Source organism: Bradyrhizobium sp. (assembly GCF_016213215.1).
Classification (GTDB): Bacteria; Pseudomonadota; Alphaproteobacteria; order Rhizobiales; family Xanthobacteraceae; genus Bradyrhizobium.
Genome location: NZ_JACRAW010000007.1, coordinates 92537 through 111479, shown reverse-complemented (window position 1 = coordinate 111479; position 18943 = coordinate 92537). Strand labels below are relative to the sequence as shown.

The window sequence follows — 18943 nt, the reverse complement described above, 5'->3', positions numbered from 1 at the left end:
CGCGACCGCGCTATTTCTTTCTCCACACCATGTCCTTCGCCGCGATCAGGCCGCCGCCGGCGATCAGGATGGCGGCAAGCACGATGTTGGCGCTCGGTCTGGCAAAGCCGGCCAGGATCAGGAACGAGGTCGACAGCAGCGGCGTCGCATACGAAGCCGCGCCGAGCACGCGGATGTCGCCGCGCTTCATGCCGATGTCCCAGGCGTAGAACGCCGCGCCGACCGGGAACACGCCGAGCGCCAGGACGGACAGCCACTGCACGGCGCCGTCCGGCCATACGGTGGTTTCGATGGCCGCATGCACCAGCCCCGCCAGTACCGCGGTGACCAGGCAGAAGCCCGCGACCGCATCGGTCGGCACCGACTTCAGCCGGCGCGACAGCACCGAATAGGTCGCCCAGACGAACGCCGCGATGAAGGCGGCGAGAAGTCCCGGCAATTGGCTGGGGGCGAAACCGGCCCCGCTGCCGACGAACAGCAGCACGGTGCCGACAAGACCGAGCGTCGCGCCGATGAGGTGGTGCGGGGCCAATCGCTCGCCGGGCAGGAACGAGGAGAACAGCACGATCAGGAGCGGCCAGAGGTAGTTCAACAGGCCGGCTTCCGCCGGCGGCGCGTAACGGAGCGCGAGGAAATACAGCGCGTGATAGCCAAACAGCCCGCCGATGCCGACGATCCATACCACAGGCGGCTGCGAGAGGCTTCGCGCCGCCCTCTTTCGTCCGATCCAGGTCAATAGTCCGACCAGACCGCCGATCGCGAACGTCATCGCAGCAAGCTGGAACGCCGGGATCCTGCCGGTCGCGACCGTCATCACCGCGAGCAGCGACCACATCAGGATCGCCGTCAATCCGATCAGGGTGGCACTGCGGGAGGTCATGGATTGAGGATGCCAGGCGACGGCCGGCGATGCCCGGCCCGATGATGGGCTGTACAGAAGCAATCCATCTAGCAACTGGATTGCTTCGTAGCGCTCCTTGCAATGACGCGATGTAACAATCACACCATGTACTGGCCGCCGTTGATCGTCAGCGTCGCGCCGGTGATGGCGCCGGCCTCGTCGGCGGCGAGAAATACGACCCCGCGCGCGATCTCCTCCGGCTCGCCCAGGCGGCCGATCGGGATCTGTGGCAGGACCGATTTTTCCAGCACGTCCTTCGGGACTGCCTGCACCATCTCGGTGTTGATGTAGCCCGGGCAGATCGCGTTCACGGTGACGCCGGCCTTGGCGTTCTCGAGCGCCAGGGCCTTGGTGAAGCCGAGCTCACCGGCCTTCGCGGCCGAGTAGTTGACCTGGCCGAACTGTCCCTTCTGGCCGTTGATCGAGGAGATGTTGATGATGCGGCCGAACTTGCGCGCCCGCATGCCCTCGATCACCTGGCGCGACATGTTGAACAGCGATCCGAGATTGGTGCCTATCACCGCATTCCACTGCTCCAGCGTCATCTTGTGGAAGGCGCCGTCGCGTGTGATGCCGGCATTGTTGACCAGGACATCGATCGGGCCGAGTTCGGTCTCGATCTTCTTGACGCCCTCTGCGCAGGCGTCGAACGAACTCACGTCCCACTTGTAGACGGCGATGCCGGTCTCGCTCTTGAACTTCTCCGCCGCCGCATCGTTGCCCGCGTAGCTCGCGGCGACCTTGTAGCCCGCCGCCTTCAGCGCCTTGCTGATCGCGGCACCAATGCCCCGCGTACCTCCCGTCACCAACGCAACACGTGCCATGTCGTATTCCTTCCCTTGGACGCTTGTGCCGCCGTGAAGTTTTTAGAGTCGAATTATGCGGTCCGTTTGACGGTTATCAAGAATAAAACGCCCGGCACAGCCGGGCGTTTTCTTTAGTTCAATGCGGTCCGGCTGCGAAGAATATTCTATTTGCAACCGCCGCCTTTTTGGTCGTGTGCAATGCACATCTCAATCGCGTGCAATGCACATCGCGATACCCATGCCGCCGCCGATGCACAGCGTGGCAAGCCCCTTCTTGGCGTCGCGCTTCTGCATTTCATGCAACAGCGTCACCAGCACGCGGGCTCCGGAGGCGCCGATCGTATGCCCGATCGCGATCGCGCCGCCATTGACGTTGACCTTGGACGTATCCCAGCCGAGGTCCTTGTTGACGGCGCAGGCCTGCGCGGCGAACGCCTCGTTGGCCTCGATGAGATCGAGATCGCCGATGTTCCAGCCGGCCTTCTTCAGCGCCGCGCGCGAGGCGGGGATCGGGCCGGTACCCATGATCTTCGGATCGACGCCGGCGTGCGCCCAGGAAACGATCCGGGCCAACGGCTTCTTGCCTTCCTTGGCCGCCTGCTTGGCGGTCATCAGCACCACCGCGGCAGCACCGTCATTGATGCCCGAGGCGTTGCCTGCGGTCACCGTGCCATCTTTCTCGAAGGCCGGCCTCAGCTTGCCCATTCCGTCCAGCGTAGCGCCATGGCGCGGATATTCGTCGGTATCGACCACGACGTCGCCCTTGCGCGTCTTGATGATGACCGGGACGATCTCGTCCTTGAACTTGCCCGCCTTCTGCGCCGCCTCGGCCTTCTGCTGCGAGGACACCGCGAACTCGTCCTGCTGGGCGCGCGTGATCTGATATTGCTTGGCCACGTTCTCGGCGGTGTTACCCATGTGATAGCCGTTGAAGGCATCCCACAGGCCGTCCTTGATCATGGTGTCGACGAGCTCGAGCGGGCCCATCTTGACGCCGCCGCGCAGATATTGGGCGTGCTGGGCCGTGCTCATGGATTCCTGGCCGCCGGCAACCACGATGTCGGAATCACCGTTGAGCAGGGCCTGATAGCCGAGCGCCACCGAGCGCAGGCCCGAACCGCACAGCTGGTTGACGCCCCAAGCCGGGCTCTCCACCGGAATGCCGGCGGCGATCGAGGCCTGGCGGGCTGGGTTCTGGCCTTGGCCGGCGGTAAGGATCTGGCCCAGGATCACCTCGGAGACACGGCCCGGCTCGAGGCCGGCGCGCTCCATGGCGGCCTTGATGGCGACCGCACCGAGCTCATGGGCAGGCATGGTGGCGAACGCGCCGTTGAAGCTTCCGACCGGGGTGCGGGCGGCGCTGACGATGACGACATCGTCTGACATGGGAATCTCCTGGGGCTTGAGGATCTTGAAAACGAGGATCGGCGTGCGCCGGAAACGGCGGCCAGTCTCGCCTGCATCCTGTTAACCTCGCCGCGGCATGTCAATTGTCCAGAGGCCGGATTTTTGCCGCAGCGCACTCAAAATGACGTTCTCGGCTATTTCGGATGCAGCCTTATTGCTGCCGAATTAACCGTGGCGCACAAAACGGTAGCCGAAGCTCATTGAAAATGCTTATTTTGTTGCGTTGCGCAGCTCGTCCCGCCCTGCGGCAAAGCCGTCGGGTTCCCGTTCTCCGTGTTTTTCAAGTGAGAGCTCATGGCGAAATCAGACCAACCGACCACCATCAAGAAGTACGCGAACCGACGGCTCTACAACACCGGAACGAGCACCTACGTGACCCTGGAAGACCTCGCGGCGATGGTAAAGGAAGGCGAGGATTTCCTGGTTTATGACGCCAAGACCGGCGAGGACATCACACGCTCGGTGCTGGCTCAGATCATCTTCGAGCAGGAGAACAAGGCCGGCCAGAACCTGTTGCCGACCACCTTCCTGCGGCAGCTGATCCGATTCTACGGAGACAGCATGCAGATGGTGGTCCCGAAATTCCTCGAACAATCCATCGATACGCTGACGCGCGAGCAGGAGAAATTCCGCAAGCAGCTCGCGAACACGCTGAGCGGCACTCCCTTTGCGCCGCTTGAGGAACAGGTCCGCCGCAACATGGAGCTGTTCCAGCAGACCTTCTCGATGTTCAAGCCGTTCACGACGCGCGTTGGCGCATCGGAGCCTGAGCCGGCGAAGACGTCGGAGACCCCGCTGGAAGACACCAATATCGACGACCTGCGCCGCCAGATGAAGGAAATGCAGGAGCGGCTCGAGCGCATGTCGAAGAAGGAAGAAACGTCGAAAAAGGAAGAAGCGTCGAAAAAGGAAGAGTAGGCGCTTCTTTTGGATTGTCGTGATGCCCCGCGAAGGCACGGCATCCAGTACGCTATGCTTCTCGGCTACGCACTGCATCTGGGGTACTGGATCGTCCGCTTTCGCGGACGATGACAGTGAGTCCGCGGCACCGATTCAATCTTTCAAAACACCAGATGCGGCGATGCATTCTCGCGGCGCGTGGCGCCCGAGTTTTGCTAAACTTCCACACCCTCTTCAAGGGAGCTTCAAGACAGAGGGCGCAGGGAAGACCGGGTGCCCGCTGGCACCCGTGGCCCGCTGTGCGCAGGCTCTGCGCAAAATGCACAGCGGGAAAACCACAGGTACAGCCGGAGCAGCCCGGCCTTCCCTGCGCAGTGGTCTGACGGCTTATGCCGTGCTCTCCCCGGAGACGAATTCGTCTTGCCTCCGTCGCCCGCGAATTGACGGCTGATCAATCCGGTTGGATCGACTTCGCCTCCGCAAGCTTGACACCAGCAACGGGTGCCAGGACCACACGGTTTTGCCGTACGCGGAATTCCGCCTTCGCTGAAGCTTCGGCGCGAAAAGTCGCATCGAAGCCTCGCAAGACAAAATCTTCAGCGTCGTTCGTCCTACGCGCCGGTCGATCGCTCACGGGTCCCGGCTCAAGGCCAAGGAGCACCGCCCTGCAATTCCTTCCGCGCCGACGCTGCCGCGTCCACCGCATCCCAGCCCGCGTTTCGTGACGACTCGCGATCCGCCCCTCGTGCCGGGCGGGACGAAGCAACCATAAGCTGATTTTCGTTTCGGGAAAAGCGAAATATTTTTGCGAGCTCGGCTTGACAGGTTTTCCGCCTGATTTGCCCGTCGAGCTCGAGAAACAAGGGCCGCTCGAACGCGGTGAGCCCGATCGGCCGCCCTGAATGAATAGCAACCCCGGTCGCGCAACAGGCGCGCGGGCCCGAAATGCGCTTTTCTTCTCCGGAGTTTTCAGGGAAGATCCCACAACAACGGAATAACGCCGGTCCGCATACCAACGAGACCGCGAGGGAGGATTTGCAATGTCGCAATGCCGACGGACGATCATGCTTGCCGCCATTGGCGTACTGCTATCTGTGGCCGCCGGCGCACAGGAATACCCCACCAAGCCGATCACGCTGATCGTGCCGTGGCCAGCGGGCGGGTCGACCGACATCTCGATGCGCGCGATCGCCGACAGCGCGTCAAAGGTGCTCGGCCAGCCGATCGTGATCGACAACAAGGCGGGCGGCAGCGGCACGGTCGGCCCGGCCACCATGGCTGCGGCAGCGAAACCGGACGGCTACACCATCGCGCAGATCCCGATCACCGTATTTCGCCTGCCGCTGATGCAGGAGGTGTCCTGGGATCCGGCGAAGGATTTCACCTATATCATCCATCTCACCGGCTATACGTTCGGCGTGACCACCAGCGCCGAGTCCCAGTTCAAGACCTGGAAGGACGTGGTGGATTTCGCCAAGCAGAACCCGGGCAAGGTGACCTATGCGACACCGGGCGCGGGAACCTCGTTGCATATCGGCATGGAGCAGATCGCGGCCATGGCCGGGATCAAGCTGACGCAGGTGCCGTTCAAGGGCGGCGCCGAGACCAACGCCGCCGTGCTGGGCCAGCACACGATGCTGCAGGCCGATTCGACGGGCTGGCGGCCTCTGGTCGATGCCGGCAAGTTGCGGCTCTTGATGGTGTGGACCGCGGCACGGTCGCCGAACTACCCCGATGTTCCGACCCTGAAGGAGCTCGGCTATCCCATGGTCTATGACTCCCCGTTCGGCGTTGCCGGGCCGAAGGGCATGGATCCCAAGATCGTCGCCAAGCTGCACGACGCCTTCAAGAAGGCGATCGAAGACCCGGCCGTGGTCGCGACGCTCGCCAAATACGACATGGTGCCGAACTACAGGAATACGGAAGACTACAAGAAATTAGTCGTCGAGATCACCGAGTCCGAGCGCAAGATCATCGAGCGGCTTGGGCTTGCGAAGAAGACGAACTAAGCCGTGCGCAGCGGTGGGAACGCAAAACCCCGCCTCAACAACTCCGAACTCTGGGGCGGGCTCATCGGCCTTGCGCTTGGCGGCTTCGTGATCTGGTCGGGATTGAAGCTCAAGCTCGGCACCATCAACGATCCCGGCTCCGGCTATGTGCTGTTCTATACGGGCATCCTGATGTGCGTGTTCGCGACCGCCATCATCGTGGCGGCGATCGCCGAGGGCGGCCCGACCCTCGCCTCTCGCTGGGAGAACGCGCGCTGGACCAAGCCGGCCCTGATCATCGCCTGCCTCATCGCGTTCTCCTTGGCCCTCGAACCGCTGGGATTTCTGCTGTCGTCCATTCCGTTGATGTTGCTGTTGCTGCGCCTGATCGATCCCGTACGCTGGTCGCTCGCCATTCCGATTGCCGTGCTCGTTCCGCTCGGCATGTGGTGGGTGCTCAAACGCCTGCTTCTGATCCAGCTACCTTCGGGCGCGTTTGGCATAGGGTGATCGCGCAATGGATACCCTTGCCAATGTCGCGCATGGTTTCGGCGTCGCACTTATGCCGATCAATCTCCTGTATTGCTTCATCGGCGTCTTTATCGGCACGCTGGTCGGCGTCTTGCCCGGAATCGGGCCGATCTCGGCGATGTCGCTGCTCCTGCCCGTGACGCTGTCGGGCACGCCGGAGTCCGGCATCATCATGATGGCCGGGATCTACTACGGCTCCATGTATGGCGGCTCGACCACCTCGATCCTGGTCAACATCCCCGGCGAAGCAGCCTCTGTCGTCACCTGTATCGACGGGCACCAGATGGCGAAGCAAGGGCGCGCCGGGCCGGCGCTCGGAATCGCCGCCTTCGGCTCCTTCATCGCCGGCACCTTCGCGCTGGTCGCCTTGATGCTGGTCGCGCCGAAGCTCGCCAGCATTGCAATCGCATTCGGTCCGGCAGAATATTTCAGCCTGATGGTGCTCGGGCTCGTGGTGCTTACCTTTCTTACCCAGGGCTCGATGGCGAAGGCGCTGCTGATGGCCTGCATCGGCGTCGTGCTCGGCCTCGTCGGGCTCGACAGCATCACGGCCCAGCCGCGATTGACCTTCGGCCGCATGGAACTGATCGACGGCATCGGTCTCGTCCCTGTGGTGATGGGCCTGTTCGGCGTTGCCGAGGTCCTGCTCAACACCGAGCAGGTGATCAGGCGCGACATCATCAACACGAAGATCACGCATCTGTTGCCGAACCGGGCCGACTGGCAGGCCAGCGCGGGACCGCTGACGCGCGGGACGATGCTTGGTTTTCTGCTCGGCATTCTGCCGGGTGGTGGCGCAGTGATTTCCTCTTTTGCCTCCTACGCGCTGGAAAAGCGCCTGTCCAAGACGCCCGAGCGGTTCGGCAATGGGGCGATCGAAGGCGTTGCCGGACCGGAAGCTGCCAACAACGCCGCGGCTGGCGGCGCGTTCATCCCGCTGATGACGCTGGGCATTCCGCCGAATGTGGTGATGGCGCTCTTGCTCGGCGCGTTCGTCATTCATGGACTGCAGCCCGGTCCGCTTCTGATCACGCAGAACCCCGGCCTGTTCTGGGGCATCGTCGCCAGCATGTATATCGGCAACGTCATGCTGCTGGTGCTCAACCTGCCGATGATCGGCATGTGGGTTCAACTTCTGAAGCTGCCGTACAACGTCCTCTTCCCGCTGATCATCCTCTTCACCATCCTCGGCGTCTACTGTTCCAGCAACAACGTGTTCGATGTCTACGTCATGATCGCGTTCGGCGTGGTGGGCTATTTCATGCGCAAGCTCGGCTATGAGCCTGCCCCGCTGGTACTGGCCTTCGTGCTCGGTCCGATGCTCGAGAACAACTTGCGCAAGTCGCTGATCCTCTCGCACGGCGACCTCTGGACCTTCGTCCAGCGGCCGATCTCGGCCGCTTGTCTCGCGCTCGCGCTTGCGCTGCTGATCGCGCCGCTGTTGCCGGCGCTGCGCAAGAAGCGCGAGCTGGTCGCGCTGGATGAGGAAGCCTAGATTATCGGCTAACCCGCCGCCGGCAGCGTCGCATCGGGCAGCGTGGCCCAGGGACGTTTCGTCGAGGCCAGTCCGGTCAGGCGACCCTGGATGTAATCGCAGCCCCAGTCGCACAACAGGCGCGCGGACTCCTCGTCCTGAACCCATTCGGCCACGGTCTCGATGTCGAGCCGACGCGCCAGGTCGATCAACGTCTGCACGAAGGCACGATCGTCCGCCGAGCTAGCGATGTTCTGCACGAACGCGCCGTCGATCTTGACGATGTCGACGCCGAGCTTGCGCAGGTTCCGGAACGAGGTGTAGCCGGCGCCGAAATCGTCGATCGCGATCCGGCTGCCGAGCTTCTTGAGCCGCGTGACGAAGCTTCGCACATCCTCGATGTCCTGGATCGCAACCGTCTCGGTGATTTCCACGATCAGCCGTTCGGCCACGCCTGGGTGCGCCCGCATCAGGGATTCGATCGAGGCCCACCAGTCCGGATCGGTCGTCGTATCCGGCGAAATGTTCAGGCTGAGCCGCACGGCGGGAGATGCCGCAAGCTCGGCCACCACAAGCTCAAGCACGCGATGATCGACCAGGCGGATCAGCCCGAGCCGCTCCGCCACCGGAACGATGTCGGGCGCAAGCAGCACCTGTCCGCCGTCCTGCTGCATGCGGACCAGGCACTCATGGAAGGCCTGCTCCCTGCCGCGCACCCCGACCACCGGCTCGAACGCCAGCGCGATGCGCCGCTCGTTCAGCGCGGTGACGATCTCGTCGGTGACGCGGATGTTGACCCGGCGCTGCGCGTCGCGCGCGGCATCGGGACGCCACATCGCAAACGACCCGGCGCGGCGACGCTTGGCATGGTCGAGCGTCTCATGGGCGCGGTTAATCGCGTCGTCCGTGCTGCGGGCATGGCGCGGCGCGCTGACCGCGCCGATCGAAGCCGTCACCGACACGGGCCCGGATTTGGTCGGCACCACCTCGTCGCGGATGGCGGCGAGAAAACGCTCGGCGGCGATGCTGACGTCGTCATTGGTGCAGTTTTTCAGGATCAGGCCGAGCTTGTTGCCCGAGAAGCGGCCGAGCACGTCGCCGCCGCGCAGCCGTGCGCGAATCCGCCGCGCCACTTCCGAGATCACTCCGTCCGCCACGTCGAAGCCGAAGGCGTCGTTGATGCGCGACAGATGATCGACACCTATCAGCATGAAGGCAAAGGACGAGCGGAAGCGCAATGATTCCTCGATCGCTTCCGCCAGCGCCGCGACCAGATGGGTGCGGTTGAGTTCGCCCGTCAACGGGTCGAGCCGCGCCAGCTTGGAAAGCTCCTCGTCTCTCGCGTGGCGCTCATTGTTGATGCGGATGACGCCCTGCGCCCGCACCGGCCTGCCGTCGGGGCCCGCGAACCAGCGCCCGGTCTCCTCGACCCACAGCACCGGCGTCGAGGTGCTCGCGCGCACGCCGTATTCGATACGATACGGCGTGCCGTCGACGCCGTGGACTGCCGGGGATTGGGACAGCGCGGCGATGCGGACCGATTGCGACGGTTCGATCAGCTTGGCGAACTCACCGCCGTTGGCCAGCTTCTCCGGCGGAACGTCGGAGAATACCGCCCCGACCTCGTCGCTCCACGCGATCGAGTCGGTGGCGATGTCCCACACGAAAATGGCCTGGCCGAGCGAAGCCAGAATGTCGGACGCCTGCGGCAATGCTGATGTCAAAATCGCCTCGTTTCGGGACAGCGCCGTGATTCTAACTTGGCTGAGGATAGTTCCAATTCGGGATGTCACCCTAGGCGAAGTTCATAAATAATCTGGAAACCACGTCTCTAACCTTGTCGGAACGAAAATACCGGCGAACGGCATAAGCCTTGCGAATCCAGGGCCAGCAGAGGGTGTCGCGTCCCAAAATGCGACAGTTCAGCCGAGGCTCGGTGAGCGATGTCAGATTTCGATAGGCCAGAGCAGGCGGAAAGCGTTGGCGGCTCGCTGGTGCCGGTCACCCCGACCGTGCAATGGGTGCACAAGAACACGCTGCCGCGGCCCGACCCGACCTTCGTCACCCAGTTGATCGCCAACGCCGAGGAGGTTCCGCAGGCCCGGCGGCTACGGCGCGCAACACCCGCCGACGCGAAAACAGCGTACGCCGCGCGGCGTGAGCCCGCACGAACAGGCTTCAAGACACGCCAGCTGATATGAGCCCAGGCTAATCCTTCTCCCCATTGGGAGAGGTTTACCGCCGACATGTCGCAACTCAACCCGTCTTAAGCGATACCGTCAGCGCTGCGAGCCGTCCGGCTCGGCCGGCCTGGTCCCGTTCGGCTGCAATTGAGACGAGGGCGCTTCCGGCGAGGCTGGGGGCGGCGCGGCCTGTGCCGGCGCGGGATGATCCATCAATACCGATTCGGCGATCGACTGCGCGGTCGCTGGCCGCGGCGCAGGCTGGGCCGCTGCTGGTTGCGTTGCCGGCTGCGGGGCGGCGGCAGGCTGGGAAGGCGCCGGCTGCGGCAAAGGCGCGGGATCGAATTGCGGCTCGGCCGCGGGCACCTCGACCTGTTGCCGCCTCCGGGGCGAGACCGGCGCCGCATCGGCAACGACCGCGCGCCGCCGCGTCCGCAGTGCAACGCCGGAGAAGAAGTCGACCATCGCCAGCAGCGTCAGCAGGAAGAAGGTGGAGTTGGCGAATTTCGGCCACAGCGCGAATTCCGCCGCGGCCGCGCCGAAAACAATAAAGGATAGCAGGTGGTCGGTAAGGTATTTGGCGCCCGGTCGTGCGCCCTTGATGACCTCGAACAGCAACAGGACGATGCCGATCGCGATCAGCACATCGCTCAGCGTCACCGGCCATTCCTCGCCGGACAGCATCGGCATCTTGAACAGCGTGTCCGTGAAGGAAACGCCGGGCATGAGAAATACGATGATGTTGTAGACGGCCACCGGAATGAGAAGCAGCGGGAAACCGACCATCGCGGGTGCTCCAAACAGGAAATCCCCGGCAAAGACCGATGCTCTGCCGGGGGAACCGTGTTAACTCACTGGTTGGCCGAATTCGGGCAGCGAGCGCCGCCCACGGCTCCCCTGCCCGTCTTTACGACTCTTTTTTCTTCAGGACCTGCCGGCCCTTGTACATGCCGGTCTTGAGGTCGAGATGGTGCGGGCGGCGAAGCTCGCCGGAATCCTTGTCCTCGACATAGGTCGGCTTCTTCAGCGCATCCGCCGAACGGCGCATGCCACGCCGGGACGGCGATGTTTTTCTTCTCGGAACGGCCATATCGGTGTCCTCTAGGGGGTCTTTCGGGGGCATCCGTCCGAACCGGACGGCTCAGCACCAAAGGCGCGAGCGGGATGCCGATCAAGGCCGCGCTTATAGAGGATGGACCGCCGCAAAGCTAGGGTCGGGACACGCAAAATCCGCCCAAAAACGGCTCACTGGACCCGATTTTCGCGCCAGCAGCGCGATAAATCCGCAGCCTGCGCCCGCGCCACATAGATCGCAGCCAGGCGCCGCACCCCCGGACCGGGACTACGGGCGCTGCGCCTGACCGGATTGGGCAGGATCGCCGTGAGCAGCGCGGCCTCGCGCGGCGACACATGCGAGGCGGGCTTGCCGAAGGCGTAGGCGCTGCCCGCCTCGACGCCAAACTGGCCGCCGGGTCCGAGCTCGGCGATGTTGAGGTAGATCTCCAGTATCCGCTGCTTGGGCAACACCAGGTCGATCCACAGGGCCAGGGGAAACTCCAGCATCTTGCGGACGGGGTCGCGGCCCTGCCAGAGAAACAGGTTCTTCGCCAGCTGCTGGGTGATGGTCGAGGCGCCGCGGCTCACCGCGCCTTCCTCCTGCGCGTCGTCGATCACCTCGCGCAGCGCCCCCCAATCGATGCCATGGTGCTTGCAGAAATGCGCGTCCTCGGCAGCGATGACCGACCGCGGCAGAGACGGCGACATCTCGGACAGATCCACCCATTGCCGCGCAACCGGCGCACCGCGCAGCCAGCGCCAGGCCATCAGCGTCGAGGCCGGATGGCCTTGGCGATAGAACGGCGTGACGACATAGGGCACGAGCAGCGCGGCGAAGAGCAGGAGCAACAGGATTCGGATGAAGCGCAAATCGGGCCTTCCGGCTCAACAATACGGGGCTCAACAATCGGATCGATCGACTAAGCGTGAATTAAGCCTGTGATAATTCGGGCCTTTTTCAGCCCTTTTAAGGCACCGAAAATGCGGAAGGCGCAATTGACGAAGGCTGGCGCATAAAGGATTGTCCGGGCCGTTTTGTTCTTTGGAGCCTTGATTGGAGCCCCATTTGATGACCGGTATTCAACCGTCCGACTTTGTCAAACGCCTGGATAAGACCGCGGAGGACACCGAAGTCCTGCTCGGCAAGCTGTTGTCGGACGAGGTGCTCTCCGACGAGATCTTCCGCCCGAAGCGGCTGATCGAAGCGATGCGCTATTCGAGCCTCAACGGAGGAAAGCGGCTGCGGCCGTTCCTGGTGGTCGAAAGCGCGGCCGTGTTCGGCGTGGCGCGGCAGTCCGCACTGCTCGCGGGCGCGGCGCTCGAATGCATTCACTGCTATTCCCTTATCCACGACGATCTGCCGGCGATGGACAATTCCGACTTAAGGCGCGGCCGGCCCACGCTGCACAAGGCTTATGACGACGCCACCGCTATTCTGGCCGGCGACGCGCTGCTCACCATCGCCTTCGACATCATCACTCGCGACGAGATCCACCCCGAGGCGGGAGTGCGCCTCGCCCTCACCCGGGCGCTGGCGCGCGCCTCGGGCGTCGGCGGCATGGCCGGCGGGCAGATCCTGGACCTTGCCGGCGAAGGCCGCTTCGGCGACCGCGAGCCGGTCGATGTCGCCCGCCTGCAGCAGATGAAGACCGGGGCGCTGCTCCGCTTCGGCTGCATCGCCGGCGCCATTCTCGGCAAGGGTTCGCAGAAGGAATGCCAGGCGCTGGACGATTACGGCCGCGCGCTCGGCGAGGCGTTCCAGATCGCCGACGATCTATTGGACGTCGAGGGCGACGCCGCCGCGCTCGGCAAGCAGACCGGCCAGGACGCAGCCCTCGGCAAGACCACCTTCGTCACCCAGCTCGGCATCGAAGGCGCCAGGCAGCGCGTCCGCGATCTCCTTGCCAAGGGAGATTCCGCGCTGTCGATCTTCGGCAACCGGGCCGACGTGCTCAGGGCCGCGGCGCGCTTCGTCGCCGAGCGCAAGAATTGAACGCGTGAAGGGTAACGGAAGCTGACGATCCAGCCGTTATCCGCTTCCACAGGATGTCGCGGCCGCTAGCCGTGCTCTATGCGCGGCCGCCCACGTTCATCACTTTGGCGGCCAGCGCGTTCGCGAACTGAGCCATCAATTGCAGACCTCGGCGTTCGGGCTGGCACCGGGGCCACCGCCGCCGCGGTACACGAGACGGCACCCGGGGTGAACCTTGCGACAAATATGGTCATCGCAAATGACCTGACCGCCTGACGCGCCTCCGCCATAAGCTCCGCCATAACCGGCGCGCGCGTTCGGCTGGGGACGCGGCGAGGGCGCGCGGCCCGCGCGTTCGCCTGCGCCGTCGTCGCGCCTGGCCGTATTGGCCCGCTTGACGCGCTTCTTCTCGCACGCATTGTCGTCATTAAGGAGATACCCGTCGCCGCAAACGATCCTTGTGCAGCTGTCGCCATCGGCCTTGTAGCCGCGCTCGCAAACGAGCGGACAGACCCGCGACGGCTTCAGCTTGATGGCGTCGAGCGCATCGGTCGAGGCGACCTTGACGTCGAGCCTCGTTCCCGCATGGCGATTGAACAGCGACAGCGAGCGCCGCGAAGCCGCATTCCAGCTGCCGTCGGCCTCGCCGGTGAGACAGCCGACCCGGCGCAGCTCGGTCTGGATCGATTTGGTCAAATCGGCCTGGGAGAGCGTGGGGCTCAGCGCCGCGACCGCCGTTCCCTTGTCGGGCGTCGGCTGGGAAGTCGAGGTGCGCGCTGCGGAATTGTCAGGCCCCGGCGCAGCAGCAGCCAGATTGATGCGCTGCCGCTCGGCTTCGGTCGCCTGCTGTTGCGCCTGCGCTTGCGCCTTTTCCGCCGCGACGCGCGCCTGCTCGGCGGCCCTGGCGTCGGCGTCGGCCTTAACCTGCGCCTCCTTCTTCGCACCCTCAGCCGCAAGGCGTGCCCGCTCCTGTTCGGCCTCCCGCGCCTTTTCGACCGCAGCGGCATGCACCCGATCGGCGGCGATCTTGTCGAGCTGGAGCTTGGCAAGGTTGGCGTAGAAGCCATCCGGATGCTGCGCCAGGAAGGCGTCCCAGGCCGCCTTGTTGCCGAGCTGCTGCGCGAGCTCGTAGTCGCGGCGGGTATCGGCCTGCGGATTGACAGCTGGCGCTGTCGGCGCGGCCTTGACCGGCACCAGCGGCACGTCCTCGCCGCCAAGCGAGCCGTAGACGAAAGGCTCCTGCTTGTTGCCGGTGCTCTTGAGCACGTCATCGCGCACGAAGCCGAAGGCCCTGCGCACGTCGAGCCCGGGCGTGGTCAGGTGCCTGGACAAGGCGACCGTGAACGGGCTGTTCTTGCCGTCACCGTCGAGCGCAGCCATGCCGGCCTTGGCCGAATAGGCGATCAGCGTGTTCGGGCTGGTCGGTTCGACCTGGGCAAGGCCCCTGCTGATGGCGCGCGAGGCCACCGTGCGTTTCATGGTCTTGGCGAACGGATTGTCGCGGCAGGCGTCCAGGATCACCAGCCGAAGCTGCTTGGCGGGCTCGACCGCGACCAGGATGCGATCCAACGAAAAGGCTTCGTCGTACACGTCGGTGTCGCGCTCGAGCCTGGCGTCGACGGGGATCAGGTAGTTCGAGCCGTCGACCTCCATGCCGTGGCCGGCGTAGTAAACGACCGCGATGTCCGCAAAGCGCGCCTTGTCGGCAAAGTCGCGCAACGCGCGCCGCGTCTCCAGTGCCGGCAGATCGTGTCGGGAGTCGACAACCTCGAAACCGGCATCCTTCAATGTCTGCGCGATCGTCGCGCCGTCATTGGCGGGATTGGGCAGCGGCGGCGCGTTCTGGTACGCCGAATTGGCGAGCACCAGCGCCACGCGCTTGCCCGCGAGCGCGGGCTCAGCTGTCAGCAGCAGCGCTGCAGCGAAGAGGAAGGAACAGAGCTTCAAAAATCTTGTCATGACGGCATTTCCGGAGCTGACGGATTCGACACCCTGTTTACTGCCTAGCAAGATCGGGGGGCGATGCGTGTGAATTGGGTCACGTATCCCGCAGTGCACCCGCCGATCGGTATCGGAACCCATTTCATTAGTTTTGCCAAGCCCGCCGAGGTTCGCCCTAACCGATCCCTTGCCGATCACGTTTTTCCGGTCATGATCGGGGCCGGGAAAAGATAGGGTAAAATCGCATGGGTTATGATCGATCGAGCGTCGAGGCCGTGGTGCAGAACTATTTCGATGCCCTCTACGAGGGCGACGCGGAAAAGCTGGGGGCGATGTTCCACCGCTCCGCCGACCTGCGCTGGCTGGAAAGCGGCGAATTGCAGGTCCTGACCGTGCCGGACTGGCTGGAGCGCGTGCGCAAGCGGCCTTCGGCCAAGGCGCAAGGCCAGCCGCGCGAGGACTTCATCGTCACCATCGACCGCTCCGACGACAACACCGCCTTCATCAAGGTGCGCTGCCAGTTGCCGCCGCGCTATTTCACCGACTACCTGATCGCGATGAAGCTGAAGGACGGCTGGCAGATCGTCTCGAAGTCCTATCGCTACGATCTGCGGGAGTGAGGTTCGCTACTCCGCCGCGCTGACCGTCTCGGACGGCTTCTTGGCGCCGCTTCCGTAGCGCTGGTCGATGTAGTCGATCACCAGCGCCTTGAACTCCTCGGCGATCGTCGGGCCGCGCAGGGTGCGGAATTTCTTGCCGTCGACGAACACGGGCGCGGCCGGCGCTTCGCCGGTGCCCGGCAGCGAGATGCCGATATTGGCATGCTTGGATTCGCCGGGGCCGTTGACGATACAGCCCATGACCGCGACGTTGAGCGTCTCGACGCCCGGATACTTCGTCTTCCAGTTCGGCATCTCGTCGCGGATGAACTCCTGGATCGAGCGGGCGAGCTCCTGGAAGGTGGTCGACGTGGTGCGGCCGCAGCCCGGGCAGGCCGCAACCAGCGGCACGAAGGTGCGGAAGCCCATGGTCTGCAACAATTCCTGCGCGACCTGCACTTCCTTGGTGCGGTCGCCGCCGGGCTCGGGCGTGAGCGAGATGCGGATGGTGTCGCCGATGCCCTGCTGCAGCAGGATGCCGAGCGCGGCGGAGGAAGCGACGATGCCCTTCGAGCCCATGCCGGCCTCGGTGAGGCCGAGATGGATAGCGTAATCAGAACGGCTCGCGAGATCCTGGTAGACCGCGATCAGGTCCTGCACGGCCGAGACCTTCGCCGACAGGATGATCCGGTCCTTGGGCATGCCGAGTTCGATGGCACGCGCGGCCGACATCAACGCCGACTGCACCATCGCCTCGCGCGTCACGGCGCGGGCATCGCGCGGGTTCGGCGACGACGCGTTTTCTTCCATCAGCTTGGTGAGCAGCTCCTGGTCGAGCGAGCCCCAATTGGCGCCGATGCGCACCGGCTTGTTGTTCTTGTTGGCGATCTCGATGATGTCGGCGAACTGCGTGTCGCGCTTGTTCTTGAAGCCGACATTGCCGGGATTGATGCGGTACTTATCGAGCGCTTCCGCACAGGCCGGATATTCGGCGAGCAGCTTGTGGCCGATATAGTGGAAGTCGCCGATCAACGGCGTGTTGATGCCGCGCTTGCGCAGGCCGTCGCGTATGTGGGGCACGGCCGCCGCCGCCTCCTCGCGATCCACGGTGATACGCACCAGTTCCGAGCCGGCACGCGTCAACGCCGCGACTTGGGCGACGGTGCTTTCGACGTCGGCGGTGTCGGTATTGGTCATCGACTGCACGACAATCGGCGCGCCGCCGCCGACCGCAACATGGCCGACCATGACCTGGGTGGTCTGGTGCCGGGGCGCGGGCCCCGCAACGTCGAATTCAGGGGTCTTTTCGGGCTTGTTCATGGGTCATCGAATATCAGGTTTTGGTGACTTTCAGCAATGCGTCGCCGGCAACCGCGGCGGCCGGAGAGGGTCGGTTAACCAGGAAAAGGCCTGCAATTACAAGCAGGGCGGCGGCGCCGAACGCCAGGGTCAAGCTATCGTGCAGGATGAAATAGCTAGCCACCACGCCAAACAAAGGGGTGACGAAGGTAAAAGCGGACAATTTGCTGGCCGAATAGATCTTCACCAGCGCGAACCACAAAGTGAACGTCGTTCCGACCACCCAGATCGCCTGGAACGCCATCAGGGACAGCGCAAGGGGACCTGGAACCCTGGCGATGGTTTCGCCCGTAAGCCACGCCGCCGCCCCCAGGATCGGGACCGAGATCGCCACCTGATAGCCAAGCGCCTTTTCCGGCGGGGCAAAGCGCAGCCGCGTCGCCTTGGCGAGCAGGGTCGTCGCGGCCCACAACGCGCCGCCGCCGACGACCATCAAGTCGCCGAGCAGAACCTTGGCATCGACATCCGGTTGCGGCACGCCGATCGCGAGCGCCACGCCGGTAAAGCTCAAGCCGAGCCCCAGCCATTGCAGCGCGCCCAGCCGCTCTCCGAGCAACTGGTAGGCCCCGAGCGCGACAAAGAACGGCGCGACATAGAGAAACACCACCGCACGCGAGGCCGAGGTAAAGCGCAGGCCCTGGTAGATCAGCACGAATTCGATTCCGAACATGATCCCGGCCACAAGCCCGGGGCCCAGCGTGCCGTCGCGCTCGAAGAACTTCACGCCGCGCAGCCAGCCGATGAGGAACAGCACCGGCAAGGCCCCTGACGAGCGGATCATCGCCTGCAGCATCGCCGGAATTTCCGGCAGCACCAGCTTGACCGCGATCTGATTGAATCCCCAAGTGAAGCACAGCATGAGCATAACTGCGATGGCGCCCGCATTTAGCGGGCGCCCGGCGGACAATACGACTTTATCTGACGACATTTCTCCCCAAGCCCGGCTTGCTGCCGTTGTTTTTCTAAAGCGCGATGAGACTGGATTGATCTGAAGCCACGACGGAACTGCGCTCCCTCTCCCGCTTGCGGGGGAGGGCCGGGGTGGGGGTGCCGCTACAGACTCGGTGTTCGAGTGGATGAAGTTTTCCCCCACCCGCTGCGCTCTTCGAGCACAGCGACCTCCCCCGCAAGCGGGAGAGGTAAAACGAGCTCGGGGCCGGATAGTGCAAGCCTAAACTCATCATCCCCTACGATGCTCTCTGACAATGACCGCAGATGCCCGTGATCTCGACCACAGACAGCTTCGGCAGGAAACCGGAGGCGCGCGCCGCGGCGCTCAGGTCCTGAGCGATGGGCGTTGCCGGAATCTCGCCGACCAGGCCGCAACGCTCGCAGATCAGGAAGGCTACGGTGGCGGTCGTGTCGTGATCGTGCGCGCAGGCGAGGTAGGCATTGCGGCTCTCTATGCGATGAACGAGGCCGTTGGCCATCAGAAAATCCAGCGCGCGATAGATGGTAATGGGCGCTGGCCGCGGCATCGACTTCGCCAGTTCCTCGATCACCTCATAGGCGCCGAGCGGGCGATGGCTCGCGAGCAGCGCCTCCAGCACCTGACGCCGGATCGGAGTAAATTTCTGCGCCCGCCGTTCGCAGACCTGCTCGGCGTGCAAGAGCGCTTCCGCGGTGCAACGGCCGTGATCATGGTCGGGCGCGGGGAATGCCGATTTTGCGACGGTCATCGGCCGGTTTTCTAGCACTTAGACCCCAAATCCCAAAGCCCGGCCGGTTCCATGCCGGACAGTCATGCCCTGGGGGCAGGGCAGCCCACCGACCCGGCCGGCGTGAATAAAGTCATAAGCTTGCTTATTATGTAGAAAGCTTATTGG

Annotated in this window: 18 protein-coding genes; 7 read left to right on the top strand and 11 right to left on the bottom strand. The window is 64.1% G+C overall.

Annotated features, from left to right (window positions below):
- Positions 1-10: 10 nt before the first annotated feature.
- From HY852_RS01725 to HY852_RS01715, 3 genes are all read right to left on the bottom strand, one after another.
- Complete coding sequence (locus tag HY852_RS01725; protein ID WP_291602074.1) at positions 11-880, bottom strand: EamA family transporter; 870 nt, start codon at positions 878-880, stop codon at positions 11-13.
- Between the two features lie 119 nt (positions 881-999).
- Positions 1000-1725: an acetoacetyl-CoA reductase gene (gene phbB, locus HY852_RS01720; RefSeq protein WP_291602072.1), complete on the bottom strand. Its 726-nt coding sequence runs from the start codon at positions 1723-1725 to the stop codon at positions 1000-1002.
- Positions 1726-1914: 189 nt separating this feature from the next.
- On the bottom strand, positions 1915-3093 hold the full coding sequence (locus HY852_RS01715) for an acetyl-CoA C-acetyltransferase (protein WP_291602070.1): 1179 nt from the start codon (positions 3091-3093) through the stop codon (positions 1915-1917).
- Between the two features lie 315 nt (positions 3094-3408).
- Between HY852_RS01715 and phaR the strand changes: the two genes are divergently transcribed.
- The 4 genes from phaR (at position 3409) to HY852_RS01695 (ending at position 8028) form a co-directional block, all read left to right on the top strand.
- Positions 3409-4032 (top strand): polyhydroxyalkanoate synthesis repressor PhaR, encoded by a 624-nt coding sequence (gene phaR / locus HY852_RS01710; RefSeq protein WP_291602068.1) that lies wholly within the window; start codon positions 3409-3411, stop codon positions 4030-4032.
- Between the two features lie 1046 nt (positions 4033-5078).
- Positions 5079-6023 carry a tripartite tricarboxylate transporter substrate binding protein gene (locus tag HY852_RS01705; RefSeq protein ID WP_291602067.1) on the top strand — a complete coding sequence of 315 codons (945 nt, stop codon included), beginning with the start codon at positions 5079-5081 and terminating at the stop codon, positions 6021-6023.
- 3 nt (positions 6024-6026) lie between these two features.
- Entirely contained in the window at positions 6027-6512 is a 486-nt protein-coding gene (locus HY852_RS01700; protein WP_291602065.1) for a tripartite tricarboxylate transporter TctB family protein, read from the top strand.
- Positions 6513-6519: 7 nt separating this feature from the next.
- Positions 6520-8028, top strand: a complete 1509-nt coding sequence (locus tag HY852_RS01695) for a tripartite tricarboxylate transporter permease (RefSeq protein WP_291602063.1) — start codon at positions 6520-6522, stop codon at positions 8026-8028.
- Between the two features lie 8 nt (positions 8029-8036).
- Here HY852_RS01695 and HY852_RS01690 read toward each other — a convergent pair whose 3' ends face one another.
- Positions 8037-9731: a bifunctional diguanylate cyclase/phosphodiesterase gene (locus HY852_RS01690; protein WP_291602062.1), complete on the bottom strand. Its 1695-nt coding sequence runs from the start codon at positions 9729-9731 to the stop codon at positions 8037-8039.
- Between the two features lie 219 nt (positions 9732-9950).
- Between HY852_RS01690 and HY852_RS01685 the strand changes: the two genes are divergently transcribed.
- A complete protein-coding gene (locus HY852_RS01685) occupies positions 9951-10208 on the top strand; it encodes a hypothetical protein (protein ID WP_291602061.1) in 258 nt (85 codons plus the stop codon).
- 78 nt (positions 10209-10286) lie between these two features.
- Here HY852_RS01685 and HY852_RS01680 read toward each other — a convergent pair whose 3' ends face one another.
- From HY852_RS01680 to mtgA, 3 genes are all read right to left on the bottom strand, one after another.
- A complete protein-coding gene (locus HY852_RS01680) occupies positions 10287-10976 on the bottom strand; it encodes a hypothetical protein (RefSeq protein WP_291602059.1) in 690 nt (229 codons plus the stop codon).
- 121 nt (positions 10977-11097) lie between these two features.
- The gene (gene rpmF / locus HY852_RS01675; RefSeq protein ID WP_024509484.1) at positions 11098-11280 is read right to left on the bottom strand and encodes a 50S ribosomal protein L32; all 183 of its coding nucleotides are present in this window, start codon (positions 11278-11280) and stop codon (positions 11098-11100) included.
- Positions 11281-11435: 155 nt separating this feature from the next.
- Positions 11436-12116: a monofunctional biosynthetic peptidoglycan transglycosylase gene (mtgA, locus tag HY852_RS01670; protein WP_291602051.1), complete on the bottom strand. Its 681-nt coding sequence runs from the start codon at positions 12114-12116 to the stop codon at positions 11436-11438.
- A gap of 199 nt (positions 12117-12315) precedes the next feature.
- On the opposite strand from mtgA, the gene HY852_RS01665 reads away from it, so the two are divergent.
- Positions 12316-13239, top strand: coding sequence for a polyprenyl synthetase family protein (locus HY852_RS01665; protein WP_291602048.1), 924 nt, complete (start codon positions 12316-12318; stop codon positions 13237-13239).
- 135 nt (positions 13240-13374) lie between these two features.
- Here HY852_RS01665 and HY852_RS01660 read toward each other — a convergent pair whose 3' ends face one another.
- A complete protein-coding gene (locus HY852_RS01660) occupies positions 13375-15177 on the bottom strand; it encodes a caspase family protein (protein ID WP_291602046.1) in 1803 nt (600 codons plus the stop codon).
- 227 nt (positions 15178-15404) lie between these two features.
- Between HY852_RS01660 and HY852_RS01655 the strand changes: the two genes are divergently transcribed.
- Positions 15405-15779: a nuclear transport factor 2 family protein gene (locus HY852_RS01655; RefSeq protein ID WP_291602044.1), complete on the top strand. Its 375-nt coding sequence runs from the start codon at positions 15405-15407 to the stop codon at positions 15777-15779.
- A gap of 6 nt (positions 15780-15785) precedes the next feature.
- On the opposite strand, the gene ispG is transcribed toward HY852_RS01655, so the two are convergent.
- The 3 genes from ispG to HY852_RS01640 form a co-directional block, all read right to left on the bottom strand.
- A complete protein-coding gene (gene ispG / locus HY852_RS01650) occupies positions 15786-17078 on the bottom strand; it encodes a flavodoxin-dependent (E)-4-hydroxy-3-methylbut-2-enyl-diphosphate synthase (RefSeq protein WP_291602043.1) in 1293 nt (430 codons plus the stop codon).
- 13 nt (positions 17079-17091) lie between these two features.
- Positions 17092-18045, bottom strand: coding sequence for a DMT family transporter (locus HY852_RS01645; RefSeq protein WP_291602042.1), 954 nt, complete (start codon positions 18043-18045; stop codon positions 17092-17094).
- Positions 18046-18304: 259 nt separating this feature from the next.
- The gene (locus HY852_RS01640; protein WP_291602041.1) at positions 18305-18796 is read right to left on the bottom strand and encodes a Fur family transcriptional regulator; all 492 of its coding nucleotides are present in this window, start codon (positions 18794-18796) and stop codon (positions 18305-18307) included.
- Between the last annotated feature and the right edge of the window lie 147 nt (positions 18797-18943).